Annotated in this window: 19 protein-coding genes; 11 read left to right on the top strand and 8 right to left on the bottom strand. The window is 60.0% G+C overall.

Annotated elements, in window-relative coordinates:
• Positions 1-13: 13 nt before the first annotated feature.
• Positions 14-940: an ornithine carbamoyltransferase gene (gene argF, locus ACR0I1_RS06600; RefSeq protein ID WP_170404219.1), complete on the top strand. Its 927-nt coding sequence runs from the start codon at positions 14-16 to the stop codon at positions 938-940.
• A 56-nt stretch (positions 941-996) separates the two neighbouring features.
• Positions 997-1,341, top strand: coding sequence for a 5-carboxymethyl-2-hydroxymuconate Delta-isomerase (locus ACR0I1_RS06595; RefSeq protein ID WP_480705524.1), 345 nt, complete (start codon positions 997-999; stop codon positions 1,339-1,341).
• A gap of 27 nt (positions 1,342-1,368) precedes the next feature.
• On the opposite strand, the gene ACR0I1_RS06590 is transcribed toward ACR0I1_RS06595, so the two are convergent.
• A complete protein-coding gene (locus tag ACR0I1_RS06590; RefSeq protein WP_480705760.1) occupies positions 1,369-1,965 on the bottom strand; it encodes a ferric reductase-like transmembrane domain-containing protein in 597 nt (198 codons plus the stop codon).
• A 6-nt stretch (positions 1,966-1,971) separates the two neighbouring features.
• Positions 1,972-2,460 (bottom strand): peptidase associated/transthyretin-like domain-containing protein, encoded by a 489-nt coding sequence (locus ACR0I1_RS06585; protein ID WP_170397223.1) that lies wholly within the window; start codon positions 2,458-2,460, stop codon positions 1,972-1,974.
• A 256-nt stretch (positions 2,461-2,716) separates the two neighbouring features.
• Here ACR0I1_RS06585 and ACR0I1_RS06580 point away from each other — a divergent pair, with 256 nt between their 5' ends.
• The gene (locus ACR0I1_RS06580; RefSeq protein ID WP_170424227.1) at positions 2,717-3,682 is read left to right on the top strand and encodes a pirin family protein; all 966 of its coding nucleotides are present in this window, start codon (positions 2,717-2,719) and stop codon (positions 3,680-3,682) included.
• 65 nt (positions 3,683-3,747) lie between these two features.
• Positions 3,748-4,722 carry a 2-dehydropantoate 2-reductase gene (locus ACR0I1_RS06575; protein WP_480705522.1) on the top strand — a complete coding sequence of 325 codons (975 nt, stop codon included), beginning with the start codon at positions 3,748-3,750 and terminating at the stop codon, positions 4,720-4,722.
• A 61-nt stretch (positions 4,723-4,783) separates the two neighbouring features.
• Here ACR0I1_RS06575 and ACR0I1_RS06570 read toward each other — a convergent pair whose 3' ends face one another.
• From ACR0I1_RS06570 to hrpB, 3 genes are all read right to left on the bottom strand, one after another.
• Positions 4,784-6,262, bottom strand: coding sequence for an inorganic phosphate transporter (locus tag ACR0I1_RS06570; protein ID WP_480705520.1), 1,479 nt, complete (start codon positions 6,260-6,262; stop codon positions 4,784-4,786).
• Positions 6,263-6,351: 89 nt separating this feature from the next.
• Positions 6,352-6,810, bottom strand: a complete 459-nt coding sequence (locus tag ACR0I1_RS06565; protein WP_480705518.1) for an NUDIX hydrolase — start codon at positions 6,808-6,810, stop codon at positions 6,352-6,354.
• 194 nt (positions 6,811-7,004) lie between these two features.
• Positions 7,005-9,443: an ATP-dependent helicase HrpB gene (gene hrpB, locus ACR0I1_RS06560; RefSeq protein ID WP_480705516.1), complete on the bottom strand. Its 2,439-nt coding sequence runs from the start codon at positions 9,441-9,443 to the stop codon at positions 7,005-7,007.
• A gap of 120 nt (positions 9,444-9,563) precedes the next feature.
• Between hrpB and meaB the strand changes: the two genes are divergently transcribed.
• From meaB to ACR0I1_RS06535, 5 genes are all read left to right on the top strand, one after another.
• Positions 9,564-10,541, top strand: coding sequence for a methylmalonyl Co-A mutase-associated GTPase MeaB (meaB, locus tag ACR0I1_RS06555; RefSeq protein ID WP_170733232.1), 978 nt, complete (start codon positions 9,564-9,566; stop codon positions 10,539-10,541).
• A gap of 170 nt (positions 10,542-10,711) precedes the next feature.
• Positions 10,712-11,854: a Hint domain-containing protein gene (locus ACR0I1_RS06550; RefSeq protein WP_170733231.1), complete on the top strand. Its 1,143-nt coding sequence runs from the start codon at positions 10,712-10,714 to the stop codon at positions 11,852-11,854.
• Positions 11,855-12,023: 169 nt separating this feature from the next.
• Entirely contained in the window at positions 12,024-12,311 is a 288-nt protein-coding gene (gene rpmB, locus ACR0I1_RS06545; RefSeq protein WP_008756960.1) for a 50S ribosomal protein L28, read from the top strand.
• A 405-nt stretch (positions 12,312-12,716) separates the two neighbouring features.
• Entirely contained in the window at positions 12,717-13,067 is a 351-nt protein-coding gene (locus tag ACR0I1_RS06540; RefSeq protein ID WP_170424215.1) for a glycosyltransferase family protein, read from the top strand.
• A gap of 45 nt (positions 13,068-13,112) precedes the next feature.
• The gene (locus ACR0I1_RS06535; protein ID WP_170397208.1) at positions 13,113-13,577 is read left to right on the top strand and encodes a copper chaperone PCu(A)C; all 465 of its coding nucleotides are present in this window, start codon (positions 13,113-13,115) and stop codon (positions 13,575-13,577) included.
• 68 nt (positions 13,578-13,645) lie between these two features.
• Here ACR0I1_RS06535 and ACR0I1_RS06530 read toward each other — a convergent pair whose 3' ends face one another.
• Together ACR0I1_RS06530 and ACR0I1_RS06525 are read right to left on the bottom strand one after the other, a co-directional pair.
• Entirely contained in the window at positions 13,646-14,254 is a 609-nt protein-coding gene (locus ACR0I1_RS06530; RefSeq protein ID WP_170397206.1) for an HdeD family acid-resistance protein, read from the bottom strand.
• 61 nt (positions 14,255-14,315) lie between these two features.
• A complete protein-coding gene (locus ACR0I1_RS06525) occupies positions 14,316-15,014 on the bottom strand; it encodes an NAD-dependent deacylase (RefSeq protein ID WP_480705514.1) in 699 nt (232 codons plus the stop codon).
• 27 nt (positions 15,015-15,041) lie between these two features.
• On the opposite strand from ACR0I1_RS06525, the gene ACR0I1_RS06520 reads away from it, so the two are divergent.
• Both ACR0I1_RS06520 and ACR0I1_RS06515 read left to right on the top strand, forming a co-directional pair.
• Complete coding sequence (locus ACR0I1_RS06520; protein ID WP_480705512.1) at positions 15,042-15,491, top strand: low molecular weight protein-tyrosine-phosphatase; 450 nt, start codon at positions 15,042-15,044, stop codon at positions 15,489-15,491.
• Between the two features lie 420 nt (positions 15,492-15,911).
• Positions 15,912-16,715: an FkbM family methyltransferase gene (locus tag ACR0I1_RS06515; RefSeq protein WP_480705510.1), complete on the top strand. Its 804-nt coding sequence runs from the start codon at positions 15,912-15,914 to the stop codon at positions 16,713-16,715.
• A 106-nt stretch (positions 16,716-16,821) separates the two neighbouring features.
• Here the strand turns inward: ACR0I1_RS06515 and ACR0I1_RS06510 are convergent, their stop codons facing one another.
• Positions 16,822-17,763 (bottom strand): LysR family transcriptional regulator, encoded by a 942-nt coding sequence (locus tag ACR0I1_RS06510; protein WP_170397757.1) that lies wholly within the window; start codon positions 17,761-17,763, stop codon positions 16,822-16,824.
• Positions 17,764-17,775 lie beyond the last annotated feature (12 nt).

Below are 17,775 nucleotides of genomic sequence, written 5' to 3'. Positions count from 1 at the left end.
AAAGTGAATTAAAATGAACCACTTCCTTGATATCCACAAAACTGACGCAGGTGATCTGCGGAACATGATCGATCAGGCCAGCGCGATGAAACAGGCGCGCCTTGGGCGTCCCAAAGCCGCCCCCGACGACGAGCAGCCTCTGGCAGGCCGCATGGTTGCGCTGATCTTTGAAAAGCCGTCAACACGGACCCGCGTGTCCTTCGATGTCGGTGTGCGCCAAATGGGCGGGCAGACCATGGTGCTATCCGGCAAGGACATGCAGCTGGGCCATGGCGAGACCATCGCCGACACCGCCCGGGTCCTGTCGCGCTATGTCGACATGATCATGATCCGGACCTTTGATGAAACCATCCTGACCGAGATGTCCGAATACTCGGACGTTCCTGTCATCAATGGTCTGACCGATCGTACACATCCCTGCCAGATCATGGCCGATGTGCTGACCTATGAAGAGCATCGCGGCCCCATCGCAGGAAAAAAGGTCGTCTGGACCGGCGATGGCAACAATGTCTGCGCTTCATTTCTGCATGCCGCCGGTCAATTCGGTTTCGACCTGACATTCACCGGCCCGGCGCAGCTGGACCCGGAAGAAGAATTCATGGGGCTTGCACGCCAGAAGGGCTCGAAAATCGTGATCGAACGGGACCCGCACAAAGCTGTTGAAGGGGCCGACCTTGTAGTCGCCGACACCTGGGTTTCGATGCACGATTCCCAATCCGCGAAGGAGCGCCGCCACAACATGCTGCGGCCCTATCAGGTCAACGCCGAGCTGATGTCGCATGCCAAGCCAGACGCGTTGTTCATGCACTGCCTGCCTGCGCACCGCGAAGAAGAGGCCACATCCGAGGTCATGGACGGCCCGAACTCGGTGATCTTTGACGAGGCCGAAAACCGCCTGCATGCGCAAAAAGCCGTGATGCGCTGGTGTCTGGGCGTCTGAGGCCGACAGCAATCTGGGAGAGCCATAGATGGCTCTCTTAAATCTCGGAGCAACCAATGCCACACATCACTCTGGAATTCTCTGCCGGGCTCGAAAAAACTCATGATTTTCAAGCCATCTGTGAGCAGCTCTATTCCGTGCTCGCCGCGCATGAAGAATTCGATGCCCCAACACTCAAAATCCGTGCCACCTCGTTTCCGTATTTCCGCATCCGGACCGAACCGCAGACGTTCATTCATGCCACGCTCTTGTTGTTGCAAGGCCGAGATGAGGCAACGCGCGCCGAGTTGAACGCGATCATTCTGAATGTTCTGGCTGCGTCTGCGCCCACGGTCGGCAGCATCACCGTGCGGGATGTTGAAATAGATCGCGCGACCTATGCCAAACGCCTGTCAACCTGACGCGGCCCCGGTATGCGTATGGGAGGACTAAACGCGTCGGGACACTTCCCAGACCCGTAGTCTGGCGAGCGTAGCGACGCACGCCAGAACTACCAGCACACACAATGCGATCTTGGTCATGATCTCCATTGTGCCCTCAATCAGCAGGGCGTGTACGACACTGCCCAGAATGGTTACCAGCGCCAGTCCTGTGTGCCCCAGACGCCAGAGCCGAAATCGCAGGTTCAGGCGTAGGCGCAGAACGCCCATCGTTGCTGCAGCAAAACCCGTCCACATCGCGATCACACCCCAGACGGAAAAGGGTGTGGCTGATACGAATAGAAGCGCGTCCACGACATCCGGCGGGCTCGTGATCCACAAACCGCCCACATGGATTACGATCGCTGCGACAAGGGCCAGACCGCACCGCTTGTGCCATAAGCGGCTGCGCACAGGTGAAAGCCCAGGCAACCAGCGTCCGGCCAGCAAGGGTTGCATCAGCAGAAGGCACATCCCGACGATGCCCGCAAACCCGGCTAGGATGTAGATCGGCTCGCGCCACGCCAGATAAGGGCTGAATGCTGCCGCGATAACCGGCACCAGAAGGGCGACAATCAACGCTGCCCAGATCAGTATGCGCCTCAACACGTATCAGGCAGGCTGCAAGACGAAATGCGCTGCAAGCGTTTTATCCTTCGCGCTCGACATCACCGGGCGCAGGAACACCGTTTCGAATTCGCCGCTGTCATAGGCCAGATGCCCGTGCGGTTGGCCAAAGGCGGGCACGATTTGTGGCATCTCAAGCCGAAATTCACCGTTCGCATCCGTCAGCGTCGCCCCATGGCTGCGCTGGTCGCGCTCGTGCCCCTCGGTCGTATGCGCCCAGATCTGGATACGTTGGCCGGGCAAGGGGGCACCGTCGCCTGCGCGGCGCACGGTGCCGGTCATCCAGAAACCTCCGCCGCCGATGCGCTGCACAATAGGGGCGCCGGGGCGATAGTTGTTCGATCCGCCCCGCATGGACGGGGTCGGTGCAACGCCCTGCGCCCGCGCGGGCGTGGTCAGCCCGGCCGTGCCTAGCGCTGCAAAACAGCCCGCCGTAACCAACGCGCTGCGGCGGGTAAGAAGAACGTGCGACATCGAGAGGGCTCCTTTCGATAACGGGCATGTTGTCTGGCCTGATACTCAATCTAGCACGTTTGTTGCGAAAGCCGAGTTAAGCTGGTCTGAAGATCGGGTCATTTCATCACCGTCACGTGAGCGTTGCCGCCGTTTCCGCCCATCGTGCACTGTATATGTGCACTCATGCGCTATGCCAGATAATAAATCATACTATATTCCACATTATCAAACATATTGAAGCCCAAGCCAGATCCTGACCTAAGGGAGAGCGAGAATGAGCTGGAATCCGACCCATACCCCCGACTGCCGGTCCGAGAACCCGGCGCTGGACAGCCTGATCATCCCCCGTGCCCGTGATCTGGGCGGGTTCGAGGTGCGCCGCGCGCTACCCTCGGTCAAACGGCAACTGGTCGGCCCCTTCATCTTCTTCGACCAAATGGGTCCGGCCGAATTCATCACCGAAGGCGGTATTGACGTACGGCCGCATCCCCATATCGGACTTGGTACCGTGACCTATTTATATCAGGGCGAGTTTGAACACCGCGACAGTCTCGGCACGCATCAGATGATCTACCCCGGCGAGGTCAACTGGATGGTCGCTGGGCGTGGTGTGACCCATTCCGAACGTACCAGTGACCAAACACGCGGCAAGAAACACAGCCTGTTTGGCATCCAGACTTGGATCGCCCTGCCCGAAACTCACGAAGATATGGCCCCCGATTTCGAACACCACAAACAGGGCGCGTTGCCCCATATTCAGGATGCAGGCGTCAGCGCCCGCCTGATCCTTGGCTCCGCCTATGGCGAAACCAGCCCGGTCACCATGCTGTCCGAGACCTTTTATCTCGACGTCCAGCTCGAACCGGGTGCCTCCTTCCCGCTGCCCGACAATCACGAGGATCGCGGTGTCTATGTCACCACAGGCTCGGTCGAGATCGCAGGCGACAGCTTCGAGGCGGGTCGCATGATGGTCTTCCGCCCCGGCGATCACCTGTCCGTGAAGGCCGGACCACTGGGTGCGCGGCTGTTGTTGCTGGGCGGCGCGACCTTGAACGAAGATCGCTACATCTGGTGGAACTTCGTCTCCTCCTCGAAGGAGAAGATAGAAACCGCCACACGCGAATGGAAAACTGCCGACTGGGCGAACGGCGCCTTCCACCTGCCGCCCGGTGATGATCAGGAGTTCATTCCGATCTCGGAAGACCTCGAACGCACCCGACCCAGACGCGCCCGCGTCTGACCTCACGTCACGCTGGCTCCGTTGAACGATCCCGGCGATCCTTGGAGGCACAGCGGAGGTAAGCCATGAATATTGTCATCGCCGGTGCAGGCAGCATTGGCTGCTTTTGCGGCGCATTGCTGGCCGCAGCGGGACACAGCGTGACGCTGCTGGGCCGCGCGCGGGTGCTGAACGCCATCCGGGGACAAGGGCTGACGGTGACAGATTTCTCGAACCTGCATCGCCACGTCGCCGCCGCACAACTCACGCTCAGCGAAAACCCTGCCTGTCTTGGGGATGCCGAGTTGGTCATCGTCACGGTAAAAACCGGCGCGACCGCCGAGATGGCAACGCTGATCGCCGCACACGCCACGGAAACGGCCCCGGTTCTGTCTTGGCAGAATGGGCTCGAGAACGCCCGCACCCTGCGCACCGCTCTTCCCGGACGCGACGTTCGGGCTGGAATGGTGCCGTTCAACGTGGTGCCGACGGGCCCGGCAACCTATCACCGCGCCACATCGGGCGAGATCGTCATCGAGCATGGCTCCCGGTTTCTGGCTGAACGCCTAAGCGCCCCAGATCTACCCGTCAGCGAAAGCGACCAGATCGAGGCAGTGCAATGGGGTAAGCTGGTGATCAACCTCAACAATGCATTGAACGCATTGTCCGGCCTGACCTTGCAAAACCAACTGCTCGACCGAAACTGGCGTCGCCTGATGGCTGATCAGATGGCCGAGGCGCAGCGTGTTTTGAAAGTCGCCGAGATCGAGGCCACCTCCACAACGCCACTACCCGCATGGATGACACCGCACATTCTACGTCTGCCAACGCCAATTTTTACACGAATTGCGGCAAAAATGCTGACCATCGACCCAAATGCGCGCACCTCGATGGCTTATGATCTGACGGCGGGTCGCCCGACCGAAATCGACAGTCTACAGGGCGAAATCATCAAACTCGGCCAACAGTACGCGATCCCAACCCCGATCAATAGCCGAGTCTCTCAACTCATCCACCAATCACCGGACACGCCGCTCACAGTCGACCAGATCATAACCTGATCCGTCTCTTCATCTGGCCTAAAATACCTCGGAGCGCGAGGCAGAGCCTCGCAAATTCCGATCAAGCGAACGCAGTCAAAACCCAGAAAATTAGCGCCGACATCACTGCCGCTGCCGGTACCGTGACCACCCAGGCCGCCACGATGGTCATGAAATGCGACCGCCGCACCAGCTTGCGCCGCCGCCGTTCCTCGCGCGCCAGTCGCAGCTCCGCCGGCCGCTGGCGGTTCGAGTATTTCCACCGCCGTTCTGCATGCCACTCCCGATAGAAGCCAACACCAAAGACGGCCCCAACCGCGATATGAGTCGAACTGACCGGCAGACCCAGCCAACTGGCGACGATGACCGTGATCGCCGCCGATAGCGCGACACAGAACGCCCGCATCGGGTTCAGCTTGGTGATCTGGCTGCCGACCATACGGATCAGCTTGGGACCGAACAGGAATAGGCCGAACGAGATGCCAAACGCGCCGATCACCATGACCCATGTCGGGATCGAGACTTTCGTGGCAAAATCTCCGAACTCGGCCGCATGCACGATCGCCGCCAGTGGACCCACCGCATTGGCCACATCATTGGCCCCATGCGCAAAGCTCAGAAATGTGGCCGAAATCACCAGAGGCAGGCCAAACAACGTCTTCAACGACCGGGTCCGGTTCTCCAACCCTTCAGACTTGCGCTTGACCCACGGTACCGTCGCAGTCCAGACCAGGCCGCCAAAGGTCAGGCCGATCAAAAGGGCAAATTGAAGATCAATTTTGACGATCCGCTTCAGGCCTTTGACCGACAAGTAGGTGGCAAACGCCCCTGCCATCACGGCAACCAGAATGGGCACCCAGCGCCGCGCTGCCGCGATCTTGTCGTCCTGATACTGGATCTTGTGTTTGATCAATGCCAGAAAGGCGGCTGCAATCATTCCGCCCAAAACGGGTGAGATCACCCAACTGGCGGCAATCGCGCTCATCGTGCCCCAACTCACCGCGCTCAGGCCCGCCGCAGCTATGCCGGCACCCATCACGCCGCCGACCACCGAATGCGTGGTCGAAACCGGTGCCCCGACCCAGGTAGCAAGATTGACCCACAGTGCCGACGATATCAGGGCCGCCATCATCGCCCAGATGAACACATTGCTGTTCTGCACCGACATCGGATCGATGATGCCCTTAGAGATGGTCGAAACCACATCCCCCCCTGCCAGCAACGCACCTGCGCTTTCTGCGATAGCGGCAATCAGGATGGCTCCGCCCATGGTCAGAGCATTGGCCCCCACTGCCGGGCCCATATTGTTGGCCACGTCGTTGGCACCGATATTGATCGCCATGTAAGCGCCGAATGCCGCAGCTGCGACAACGATCACGCCACCATCGGCCCGTCCGAACAGAAGCGCTGCAGCCAAACCTGCCAGCGCGATAAAGGCCAGTGCAATTCCGGGGGCCAACAGAGGACGCGATACTTGGGCATTGGCGTGCTCAACGCGCGAGATACGCTGTAGGTCACGGTCCAGTGCGTGCCAACGGGCTTTAGTGGGGTGGTCTGACATCGGTTCACAACGGCTGTTTTGAATGATGCCCGCCGCTAAACGGTTCCAATGGGCGCGGCAACCTTTGTCATCAGTTTTTTACAATATTGTTACAATTGCAGTAGCAAGTCGCGCAATTCCGGCTCTTGCACGCGTTCGGCGGCCACCTTCGAGGACACCCAGCAGCGCTTACGCTGATCGGACTCGGGGAATACATCCGCCAGTCCGGTCACCTCGATCCGATAAACGCTGGTGATAACCGGCAACGCCGTGCCGTCATCCAACCTTTTGTCGTAAGAGTAATGACCAACGGGATCTTTCTGCACCTCAGTCGCGCGCACTCCAGCCTCTTCCCAGGCTTCCCGCAATGCGGTTTCCGGCCCGTTGAGCCCATCAATGGGCCAGCCTTTGGGGATAATCCAGCGTCCGGTGCCCCGACTGGTGATTAACAAAACGTCGTCACCGGGACCTGCCTTGCGGGTACACAACGCAGCAACCTGCACCCGGCTTGGGCGCTGGATCAGCGGTCGCGCGACCTCTTCCCAGATGTTGCGTATCCATGTCGTCATGTAAGGCCTGCTCGGGCGTGTTCTTTTTGTAATTCGAAGAAGTTACATAATCATGTATTGCTGAGTTAACAATACCGCCCTCGGATAACCGCAAAATATGGCCTGAACTTTCAGTGTTTCGTGTATTTTTGCAGCAATTTGTGCGCTTTGCACTGTTTCCGCCAATGAGGCTTATTTACGCCCACCTGATCAACTCAGCCTTTGCGCCGCTTCGCGCGCAGCGTCGGATCCGCCTGAGTTGGATCTTCGGGCCAGGGATGTTTTGGGTACTGCGCCCGCATGTCCTTTCGCACTTCGGCATATGACCCGGCCCAGAATCCGGGCAGATCACGGGTGATCTGGATCGGTCGCTGGGCCGGTGACAGCAGCGTGATCTTCAAAGGCTCGCCCCCAACCACCGGATGTTGCGTAACGCCGAATACCTCTTGTAGCCGAACCGAGATTTCGGGCACCGCACCGCCATAGTCAATTGGCAGCTTGCGGCCCAACGGAGTCACAAACGAGCCCGGCGCCCGCCGATCCAGTTCCTGCATCTGGTCCCAGTCCAGCCGGGCGCGCAGCGCGGGCAGCAGGTCGAACCGCTTCCAGTCATCGGCATTGCGCACACCCGAGAGCATCGGCAGCAGCCAGTCTTCCAGCGAATCCATCAGCCCGGTTTCCGAGAAGTCCGGCAAATCCGCGCCTTCCGCGCGGATCAACTCGACCCGAGCGGCCAATCGCGCTGCGGCCCCGTTCAGCCGCACACCCAGATCGCGCACCCCGTCCAACATCGCCTGCGCCAATGCATCCCCGGGGACATCTTTCCAGATGCGGTCGTCCAGCGTGATCGCTCCGAACCGCTCTTGCCTGCGCGCCACCACACGGCGTTCGCGTTTCGACCAGTCGCAGCTGTCGACCCACGCGATCTGATCGCCGAATAGATCGCGAATTTCCCCCTCGGAAATCTGCGCTGCCATGCGCACGCGCGCTTCACGCGGGTTCCCATCCGTATCCGTCACCACAAGATAAGGTGCACCCGCCAGCGTATCACCGGCTTCCAGCACGACGCCTTTGCCACCCGACAGGACATAACGCGGGACATCTCCCTTGCGTCGCTGTCCGATGCGATCGGGATAGGCCAGCGCCGCCATCGCTGCCGGGCTCAGACCGCCCGCATCCTTAGATTGCGCGCGCAACCGCTTTGCTTCGCCCTTGATCCGATCCAGCGCGCCCATGTTGACCTGCCAGACCCGATTGCGCTGAAACGCGCGCACGTCCCGCAGCACCTCAAGCCTCAAAGACAGATCGACCGGAGCGCCCCTTAGCGGATCGCGTTCCGCCATCAGCGCCGCCAGTGCCGCGGCCTCAGGTCCTGCGTGCAGCAACATATGCCCCAGCCGAGGATGCAGCGGCAGCGCCGCCAGCGCCCGCCCATGTTCGGTGATCCGACCTTTGCCATCCAGGGCACCCAGCATCGCCAGCAACGCGCGCGCCTCAGCCAGCGTGCCTTCGGGCGGCGCGGTCAGAAATGCAAGATCACCCGGTTCTGCGCCCCAGAGCGACAATTCTAACGCCAGCCCGGTCAGATCGGCAGCCTCGATTTCGGCAGGCGGGTAGGCGACCAGTGCACCTTCTTCGCCCTTGGACCACAACCGATAGCAGACACCTTCGGCCACACGCCCCGCACGGCCTGCGCGCTGCGTCGCTTCGGCCCGCGTCACCCGCTCGGTCACCAGCTGCGACATGCCTGATCCGGGATCGAACCGTGCCCGCCGGGCTTGCCCCATATCGACCACCACGCGGATATCGGGAATAGTCAGCGAGGTTTCGGCAATCGACGTCGCCAGAACCACCTTGCGACCTTGCTTAACCGGCGCAATCGCCGCGCGCTGGGCGGCAAAGGGCAGTGCTCCGAACAAAGGCCGCACTGAACAGGTGTCGGGTAGACGGCTGGCCAAAGCCGCCTCGGCCCGCCGAATTTCACCTTCACCGGGCAGGAACACCAGCATGCCCCCTTTGGTTTCCCGTTCGGCTCGCACCACCAGATCGATCAGCGCGTCCAGTCGCCGCGCCTGCGGCGCCAAAGGCCGGTCCAACCAGCGGGTCTCGACCGGATAGCTGCGCCCTTCGGATGTCACCAGAGGCGCGTTCATCAGCTGGCCCACCGGTTCAGCATCCAGCGTCGCGGACATCGCCAGCAAGATCAGGTCATCGCGCAACGCTCCAGTCACCTCAAGGCACAGTGCAAGCCCAAGATCGGCGTTCAGGGACCGTTCGTGGAATTCATCGAATATCACAGCACTTACGCCGGGCAGGTCAGGTTCGGATTGCAGCATCCGTGTCAGGATACCTTCGGTCACAACCTCGATGTGCGTCGCCTTTGAAACTTTCACGTCTCCACGGACACGATAGCCCACGGTCTGGCCCACGGGCTCACCCAGCGTCTCAGCCATGCGTTCGGCGGCGGCGCGGGCGGCCAGCCGCCGGGGTTCCAGCATGACGATCCGGCCCTCGCACAGACCGGCCTGCAGCATCTCAAGCGGCACGCGGGTTGTCTTGCCCGCACCCGGCGGCGCCTGCAGCACCGCGCGCCCATGCGTTCGCAAGGCGTTCAGAAGATCGGGAATGGCGTCATCAATGGGCAACCGGGTCATATCGCCTTATCGCCAAAGCCTCGGCCAAGGTCCAGCGTCGCCAAACTCAGCTCCGGTTGGGGCTGGACAAACCGGGTCATCCCCCCTCATCTAGGGCAAATTCCAGCCGGGGACTTACCGATGAACATTGCCGAGCTTGGCGACAGGATCTTGAACGGAGAGCGCAGGGCATTGGCCCGTGCGATCACACTGGTCGAAAGCGGGCGTGAAGATCATCGAGCGCAGGCAACCGCGCTGCTGGATCAATTGAGCGGCGCCGGACGCCAGGCGTTGCGGATCGGCCTGTCGGGCACGCCGGGTGTAGGCAAATCGACCTTTATCGAAAGCTTCGGCATGATGCTGACGGGGCTGGGGCTGCGCGTTGCGGTTCTTGCAGTTGACCCTAGCTCGGCCCGTTCGGGGGGCTCGATCCTGGGCGACAAGACCCGCATGGAAAGGCTGAGCCGCGAGAAAAACGCCTTTATCCGCCCGTCCCCCAGCCAGAGCCATCTTGGTGGCGTGGCGCGACGCACACGCGAAGCGATTGCACTTTGTGAGGCGGCTGGTTTTGACGTCGTGCTGATTGAAACCGTGGGTGTGGGCCAATCGGAAACCGTTGTGGCCGAGATGTCTGACCTGTTCCTGCTGCTGCTGGCCCCGGCGGGCGGCGATGAGTTGCAGGGCGTCAAGCGCGGCATCATGGAGATGGCTGACATGATCCTGATCAACAAGGCGGATGGCGACCTGAAAGCGACTGCCACCCGCACCTGCGCCGACTACGCGGGCGCGCTGCGTCTGCTGCGCAAACGCCCGCAGGATCCCGAAGGGTTTCCCAAGGCCATGACCGTTTCAGCGGTTGAAGAGCATGGGCTGGAACAGGCCTGGGACGAGATGCAGGCCCTGACAACCTGGCGGCGCGAAGCCGGGCATTGGGTATCGAACCGCGCCACACAGGCACAATACTGGTTCGAGCAAGAGGTACGCCACGCATTGCTTGCGCGTCTCGAAACGCCACAGATGCGCAGTCGGATGAGCGATCTTGGCGCTCAGGTCAGTGCGGGCCACCTCAGCCCATCGGCGGCGGCCGAACAAATCCTCTCCGGGCTGTCCGACGCGTAACACTCTGGCGGTATGATGCGTGCGCGGCTGGTGCGCTGACCGCTAATCGTGTATTAAAGCTACATATATTGTTGTGTTTGAGTGTAAGTCACTGCGTTTGAACCGGGTTGAGAAAGGGCTTGGTCAGCTCGGATCGTGCCCGGATTCTCCGAGGAACGGGACACGTCAGAATGCCCAATATCAATGGTACCAACGGCGACGACGATATCGATGTCACAAATGACAACGGTACTCTGAACGGAAACCCGGCGACGCCTCCGGTGACCGGTATCCGCGGCCGTGGCGGCGATGACGATATCACCATCACCAATAGCACCATTGCCAACAATGTCCTGGGCAATGCAGGCACCGACACGATCATTGTCACCAACAGTACGGTTGGCGGGCGCATCGCTAGCGGGTCCGATGCGGATACGGTTGATATCAGCGGGTCAACCGTCGGCGATATCCGGCTTGGTGCCGGTAATGACACGCTGAATTTCACCAGCACCACGGTGTCGGGTGACATTCGCGGCGGCAGCGGAACCGACACGCTGAACCTCCCTGAGGGCACTGTTATCACGGACGATACTTTCGGGGTGATTACGGTCGAAGACGGGGTTGGTTATTCAGTCTCTAGCGGCACATTTACCCTGCCTTCAGGCATCACCGTCACGTATTCAGCGTTCGAGAACGGGTCGGGTATGCCCTGTTTCACGCGCGATACATTGATCACGACACAGGATGGGCGATCCCTGATCCAGTCGTTGCGCACTGGTGATCTGGTCCACACTCTTGGGCAGGGCCTACACCCGATCCGTTGGATCGGGCGGCGCGAATTTGATCGCTTCCAGCTTGAAGCCAACCCCAGACTCTGGCCTGTGCGTATCCTTGCAGGGGCATTGGGCGAGGGGCTGCCGCATCGCGATCTGCTGGTCTCGCGCCAGCATCGGATGCTGGCGCACTCAAAGATCGCCCAACGCATGTTCGGCACGACCGAGGTTCTGATTCCGGCCATCAAACTCACCGCAATGCCGGATATCTACGTTGATGAAAGCGTGGAAAGCGTCGAGTATTACCACCTGCTGTTCGACCGCCATCAGGTGATCTTTGCCGAGGATGCGCCAACCGAAAGCCTCTATACCGGCCCCGAAGCGCTGAAAATGCTGAGCGCCGCGTCGCGTCGCGAGATATTCGAGATTTTTCCCGAACTGACAGACCTTGACTATCGCGCCGACCCGGCCCGCATGATCCCCGGCGGGCGGCTGCAAGCGCAGTTGATCACGCGGCATTTGAAGAATAACAAGCCACTGTTGCGGATGCCTCGGATCTGAACTGCCAAGGAATTCAAGAAGGGGCAAAGATTTCGCCGCAGCCGTCTTGACCCTCCGCGCGATTCCCACTAAACGCATCCAACCAGTTTTCGGGCGCGACTTCGGGTTGCGCCCCTTGTGATTTGGCCGCGGGTCTTGTACCCGGCCTCCAGAAACAAAGGAAGAAACCATGTCGCGCCGTTGCGAACTGACCGGAAAAGGCCCGATGACTGGCAACAATGTCAGCCACGCCAAAAACAGAACTCGTCGCCGTTTTCTGCCCAACCTGAACGACGTTACCCTGCAGTCGGAAACTCTGGGTCGTGGCGTCAAGCTGCGCATCTCGGCAGCTGCCCTGCGCTCGGTCGACCACCGCGGTGGTCTGGACGCGTTCCTGGCCAAAGCCAAGGATGACGAGCTGTCGGCGAACGCCCTGAAAGTGAAGAAAGAAATCGCCAAGGCACAAGCCTCGGCCTAAGCGCTTTCTCACGCAAGAATTCAGCCCTGCACCCTGCGGTGTGGGGCTTTTCTTTTTTGCATTCGCTGCCCCTGTGCGAATAATTGTCTCTGAAATGGTAATAAAACGCCCCGCTTCGTGACGTTGTTCACAGAACGCCTGCTGAATATCGCATATGTTTATGCATATTCATGTTGAGGGGGTTACCATGTCACTCAAAGCAAAGAATTTTCTGTTTTTACTGCCACGATCAATTGCAAAAGCTGTGATCCGCTGCACCCGGATGCAGCGCCGGGTAAACCGACTGCATACGGGGATGAATGCCGAGGCGTTCAGGCCGCCGAAAAGCTGAGCTAGGCCATACTGTCTCAGCCACTGCTTTGCGCTTGAAGCCGGTTCAGCGGGCGGCGTATATACCAAGCTGACATGACAGGCTTTTTCCGCACATTTCTGCCTTATGCGCTGTCCTTGATGGTGATCCTCACCGGGCAGGGACTAGCCGTGTCGCGGGGTATGGAGCGCGCGGTCGGGCAGATGGTTTTGTGCACCGGCAGCGGGCCGGTCGTCGTCTATATGGACGAAGACGGCCAACCGACCCGCGCGCCGCAATACTGCCCTGACTATGCGCTCAACCTGCTGGGCGCGATACATGAAGCCTCGGTTGCCGTACCTCCGGCCCCGTCGCGCGCGCTCCCAGCGCCGTCGCTCCTTTCCCAGCATCTGATTGCCGCGCCGCTGCCGCGACACCCAGCTCGTGCCCCGCCGGTTTCTGCCTGATTCCAGTTTCCAAATTCTATCAGACAGTTACCAAGGAGAGGCATAATGACCCTCAAATCCAGCCTGCTTGCAGTCCTGACTACCTTTTCGCTGACCGGTGCGGCGCTGGCTGCCGATACCATCTCGGTCGAAGACCCTTATGCACGGTCTTCGGGCAAAACCGCGAAGGCGGGTGCCGCCTTCATGATGATCCAGAATCAAGGCGATACCGATGACCGCCTGATCGGCGTGACCTCGGATGCGGCTGCCCGAGTGGAACTGCACACTCATAAGGTTGACGAAAACGGTGTCGCCAAGATGGTGCATGTGAAGGAAGGCTTCGCCATTCCGGCGGGCGAAACCCACATGCTGAAACGCGGCGGTGATCACGTCATGTTCATGGGCCTGACAGCGCCCTTCGAACAGGGAGGGAGCGTTCCCGTCACATTGATCTTCGAAAACGCCGGAGAGGTCGCGGTCGAGATCCCGGTCGATCTTGAGCGCCAGGACAAAGGCGGCCATTCGAACTAACGCCTGTCTTCAGGCTGTGGTACAGCCATCATCCATACGTCAGGCCGGGCAATGCCCGGCCTGTTGCGTCATCTGTTGACGGTTTTCATCTCCAATCGATCGCCCGCTTTTTTGAACCGTGCCGCCAGAAAGAACATCACCACCGCCGAGGTCAGCGCGAAGAAGGCAATTGCCCAGCCCAACGCCACCATGCCGCTGCCGGGCCAGAAGATCAGCACCAGCCCGACGATGAGTGCGAAGATACCTGAATTACGCACCGTTGCGCGCTCGGGGTCTTGTGGATGCATTTGCGGCAGCGCCATGAACGAGCCGATCGCAACGAACAGCGCCATCGCCCCCATGAGGGTGAAGGCCAGCCAGGCCACGCCCTGTGGCCAGATCAGCAACACCAAACCGATCAGCGCGGCACCGATCCCGACGCCTCCGATCAGCCCGCGCCGCCCAAAACCCAGCCAGGTCAGCGCGCCATCCAGAATCAGCAGCGCCCCTACCAATCGCAGCAATAATGAGATGCTGCTGGTCGGCCAGAACAGCGCTGCAATCCCGATCAGACCTGCGAGAATTCCACGCAGCAGAAAGGTCCACCACAGGCTGGCCAGATTGGTACTTAACGTATCGCGCGCGTCGATACTGCTGTCGTCAAGGATTTCTCCGTCTTTGGGCGGTAGATCGGTCATGTCACTCACTCGGGTTTGCGTTTTCTGCACCATAGACGGGAAGACGCGCCGCTGTCTGCCCCTATCGCGTGCTGCCTCGCGCCAACAGCTCATCGACCCAGCGCGGTACTGCCTCTGAGGCTGGCCCCAGCCGGGTTTCATCAAAAATTCCGGCGGATGGCTCAAGGTTCAATTCGATCGTCCGCGCGCCCACGGCCCGCGCCTCTTGTACAAACCCTGCCGCCGGATAAACCTGCCCCGAGGTGCCGATCGAGGCGAACAGCGATGCTTCCATCAGATGGTCGTAGATCTCATCCATGAAATATGGCATCTCGCCGAACCATACCACGTCGGGCCGGGCCGAGGGCTGGTGACAGGACGGGCAGGGCTCACCCACATCCATTTCGGGTGGCGAAGCCCAACGATATCCGCACGCCGCACACAAAGCCCCAGCCAACGTGCCATGCATATGGATCACATGCGCGGCCCCTCCTGCCTCGTGCAGGCTGTCGACATTCTGGGTGACAAGGATCACCTCTCCAGGCCAGCCCTGCTGCAACCGGGCCAGCGCCTGATGCGCCGCGTTGGGTTGCGCCTTGGCGGCCTGTACTCGGCGGGCATTGTAAAACTGATGCACCAGCGACGGATTGCGGGCAAAGCCCTCGGGCGTGGCCACATCCTCGATCCGGTGCTGCGCCCACAGGCCCCCTTCATCGCGGAACGTGCCCAACCCGCTTTCGGCGGAAATCCCGGCCCCGGTCAGAATGACGATCTTTTCCATACCTGCCCCACGCGCTAAACCTCTCTTATGTCACACCGTATCCTTTTCGTCTGCCTGGGCAATATCTGCCGGTCCCCCGCCGCCGAAGGTGCTTTTCGCGCCCGCGCCCCGCAGCACCAGACCGACAGCGCCGGAACCTCGGGCTGGCATATCGGAGACCCGCCCTACGGCCCAATGCAAAAGGCAGCCCGCGCGCGTGATATCGACCTCAGCGACCTACGCGCGCGCCAGTTCGTGGCCGAGGATTTCAACCACTTCGACCTGATCATCGGAATGGACGCAGAAAACATCGCGAACATCGAAGATTTGCGCCCGGACGGCAACGACACCCCGGTCCGCCTGTTGACCGATTTCGCCCCCCATATCGGTGCCGACCATGTGCCTGACCCGTACTACACCCGGGATTTCGACGGCGTTCTGGACCTGATCGAAGAGGCCGTGGCGGGGCTGGATGCGCATGTACGGGCTCAGTGGTAGTTTTGCCTTGCGTATTCAATCAATCCAGAGCGACAGCATGTTTGAGCCCAAAACCAACGTTTATTCGGCCTCCGCAGGCTGCATCGCAATCAGCGACAGGGGTCAAATCATCCGCCCTCTTAGCGCAAACCCTTGTGCCTATGCAGATAGTCGCATTAAGTGGATGGAATACTAGTCCGATCCCCAATGGTCATTTGATGGAATGATACAAATTCCTGATACACGCACGAGGCTGTCATCAGCACACATAAATCTCCAAGCTCCAAGTGAGACTGCAGCCAGTTAATCCAAATGAGTTAGACATATGATCACAGGCACGTTTAACCAGCTGAATACCCCGAAGGGTAGTCACAAAAAATGAACGACGAGCGCGCGCTGTTCCTGCACGAAGTTCTGTCACCGGAAAGACTGACGCGGGTGGTGGATGTGGGTGCCAATCCTCTTGGCGCTACCCCATATTCAACCCTCCTGAAGAACCGCATATGCGATGTCTGGGGTTTCGAACCACAGCAAGATGCATTTGCACGGCTCTCTGAAGAGGGAGGAGAAAATGAAACCTATCTTCCTTATGCGATCGGCAGAGGAGGAAGTGAGCGCCTTCATGTTTGCAAGGGAAGTGGCTTCACTTCGCTATTCGAGCCCAACCCCGACTTCATCAGAGTTATGGGAAGGTGGCCCAGGCAAATGCGGGTCGAAGAAGTTGTACCAATAACCACCCATCGGCTGGACGACCTGAAAGAGCTGCCAGAGTTCGATCTGCTGAAGATTGACGTGCAGGGCGGAGAATTGGACGTATTCAGGAATGCGCGCGAAAAACTCAAGAATGCGGTTGCTCTGATATCCGAAATCGCAATGGTGCCGCTTTACAAAGGTCAGCCACTGCTTGACTCACAAATGAGCGAGTTGTCTGCGCAGGGATTTCATTTCCACAAGTTTCTTTTTCTAAAATCGATGGCGGTCAAGACCCGTGCCTCGTCCCGCCTGAAGATGCGCGCTATGCGCAATCAGGCCATTGATGGCGACGCCGTGTTCCTGAAAAGGTTCTTCGCACTGGAGGACTCACCGACAGAAAGCTTGAAACATCTTGCGATCCTGGCGGACGCAGTGTTTCAAAGCCCCGATGTCGCACTTATGGCTCTGGAAGTGTTGGCTGATCGCGACGTCGTCAAAGAGGCTGAACTGGACGCCTACGAGGCGTTAGTAGAAGCTGAATTCAGCAGGTGAGAACAGCCTTTATTCCGGACATACTAACGCTCAGTAAACGTCTTTTGGTTTGCAGGACGGATGACGCATGGCTCAAACAAAAGAGCCTGGATGCTCACTTTCCGGTTCACCCCACCACCTTCAACTGACCACCTAACCACGGCAATTGCGCAATCGCTGGATCAACGATCTGGCTGCGCATCAGGCGTCGGATCATGTCGGCCACCTCCTGCGGCACCTGATCGGACCAGTCGGTCCGTGTAAACAAGGAAATGGTGCGTGCGAATTCACCGAACGGGGCAGGGTGCGCCTCCATCCCGTCGTGGAAGCGGGCGGCGCGCATATAGCCCAGCGGCGTGGTAATCGCCCAGCCGAGGCCGCGCGCGACCATCGCCATCAGCGCGAGGTGTGAGCCGATTTCGAACCGTTCCTCGAATTCCAGCTGCTGTCGGGCCAGATGGCTTTCGATCTGACGGCTGATCAACTGCTCGCGGGCATAGCGCAGAAAGGGCAGATCCTGCACTGGTTGCGCAACGCCCTTAGGCGCGACCAGAATGAACGGATCCTGCACCAGCGGATATTCGACCACGCCCTCCAGCACCTCGCCAGAATGGGCCGAGACCGCCATGTGCAGGCGCTGCGCTTCCAGCTCGGCAAACAGGTCCAGACTGGGCAGCGTGATCAGCTTGAATTTCGACCGGGTCAGACTGTCGGCCAGCAACGTCGCCAATCGAGGCGTCAGGTCGTTGTCGAAATCGTCGATCAAGCCGATGGACAGGGTGGTCAGATGCCCCAGATCCATCACCGCCAGTTCGCCTTGCGCCATCTGCAACTCGGCCAGCACTGCCTCGGCCCGCGCCAGGAAACTGCGGCCGGCCTGCGTCAGTCGCATCGGTCGCCGCCCGTGATCCACCAGATCGGTGCCCAAAGCCTTTTCCAGATTGCGCAATTGCTGGGAAACCGAGGGCTGGCTGAGCCCCGTGATCTCGGCCGCCTGCGCCACCGATCCCGTCCGTGCCAGCGCCTCGAACACCTCAAGGCCCCGCAGGGTCAGCCCTTTCATCACCATCGCACATACCTT

The sequence above is a fragment of the Ruegeria sp. B11 genome (assembly GCF_056539785.1).
The sequence above is the reverse complement of the archived record's forward strand: the minus strand, read 5'-3'. Positions and strand labels throughout refer to the sequence as shown.

Excerpts from the sequence above, each read along its gene's own strand:
- ACR0I1_RS06550 (WP_170733231.1), top strand. The coding sequence starts at position 10,712 with ATGCCCAATATCAATGGTACCAACGGCGACGACGATATCGATGTCACA.
- ACR0I1_RS06525 (WP_480705514.1), bottom strand. The coding sequence starts at position 15,014 with ATGGAAAAGATCGTCATTCTGACCGGGGCCGGGATTTCCGCCGAAAGC.
- ACR0I1_RS06570 (WP_480705520.1), bottom strand. The coding sequence starts at position 6,262 with ATGTCAGACCACCCCACTAAAGCCCGTTGGCACGCACTGGACCGTGAC.
- ACR0I1_RS06510 (WP_170397757.1), bottom strand. The coding sequence starts at position 17,763 with ATGGTGATGAAAGGGCTGACCCTGCGGGGCCTTGAGGTGTTCGAGGCG.
- ACR0I1_RS06595 (WP_480705524.1), top strand. The coding sequence starts at position 997 with ATGCCACACATCACTCTGGAATTCTCTGCCGGGCTCGAAAAAACTCAT.
- ACR0I1_RS06540 (WP_170424215.1), top strand. The coding sequence starts at position 12,717 with ATGACAGGCTTTTTCCGCACATTTCTGCCTTATGCGCTGTCCTTGATG.
- ACR0I1_RS06535 (WP_170397208.1), top strand. The coding sequence starts at position 13,113 with ATGACCCTCAAATCCAGCCTGCTTGCAGTCCTGACTACCTTTTCGCTG.
- ACR0I1_RS06575 (WP_480705522.1), top strand. The coding sequence starts at position 3,748 with ATGAATATTGTCATCGCCGGTGCAGGCAGCATTGGCTGCTTTTGCGGC.
- argF (WP_170404219.1), top strand. The coding sequence starts at position 14 with ATGAACCACTTCCTTGATATCCACAAAACTGACGCAGGTGATCTGCGG.
- ACR0I1_RS06530 (WP_170397206.1), bottom strand. The coding sequence starts at position 14,254 with ATGACCGATCTACCGCCCAAAGACGGAGAAATCCTTGACGACAGCAGT.
- hrpB (WP_480705516.1), bottom strand. The coding sequence starts at position 9,443 with ATGACCCGGTTGCCCATTGATGACGCCATTCCCGATCTTCTGAACGCC.
- ACR0I1_RS06580 (WP_170424227.1), top strand. The coding sequence starts at position 2,717 with ATGAGCTGGAATCCGACCCATACCCCCGACTGCCGGTCCGAGAACCCG.
- ACR0I1_RS06565 (WP_480705518.1), bottom strand. The coding sequence starts at position 6,810 with ATGACGACATGGATACGCAACATCTGGGAAGAGGTCGCGCGACCGCTG.
- ACR0I1_RS06520 (WP_480705512.1), top strand. The coding sequence starts at position 15,042 with ATGTCACACCGTATCCTTTTCGTCTGCCTGGGCAATATCTGCCGGTCC.
- rpmB (WP_008756960.1), top strand. The coding sequence starts at position 12,024 with ATGTCGCGCCGTTGCGAACTGACCGGAAAAGGCCCGATGACTGGCAAC.
- ACR0I1_RS06585 (WP_170397223.1), bottom strand. The coding sequence starts at position 2,460 with ATGTCGCACGTTCTTCTTACCCGCCGCAGCGCGTTGGTTACGGCGGGC.
- meaB (WP_170733232.1), top strand. The coding sequence starts at position 9,564 with ATGAACATTGCCGAGCTTGGCGACAGGATCTTGAACGGAGAGCGCAGG.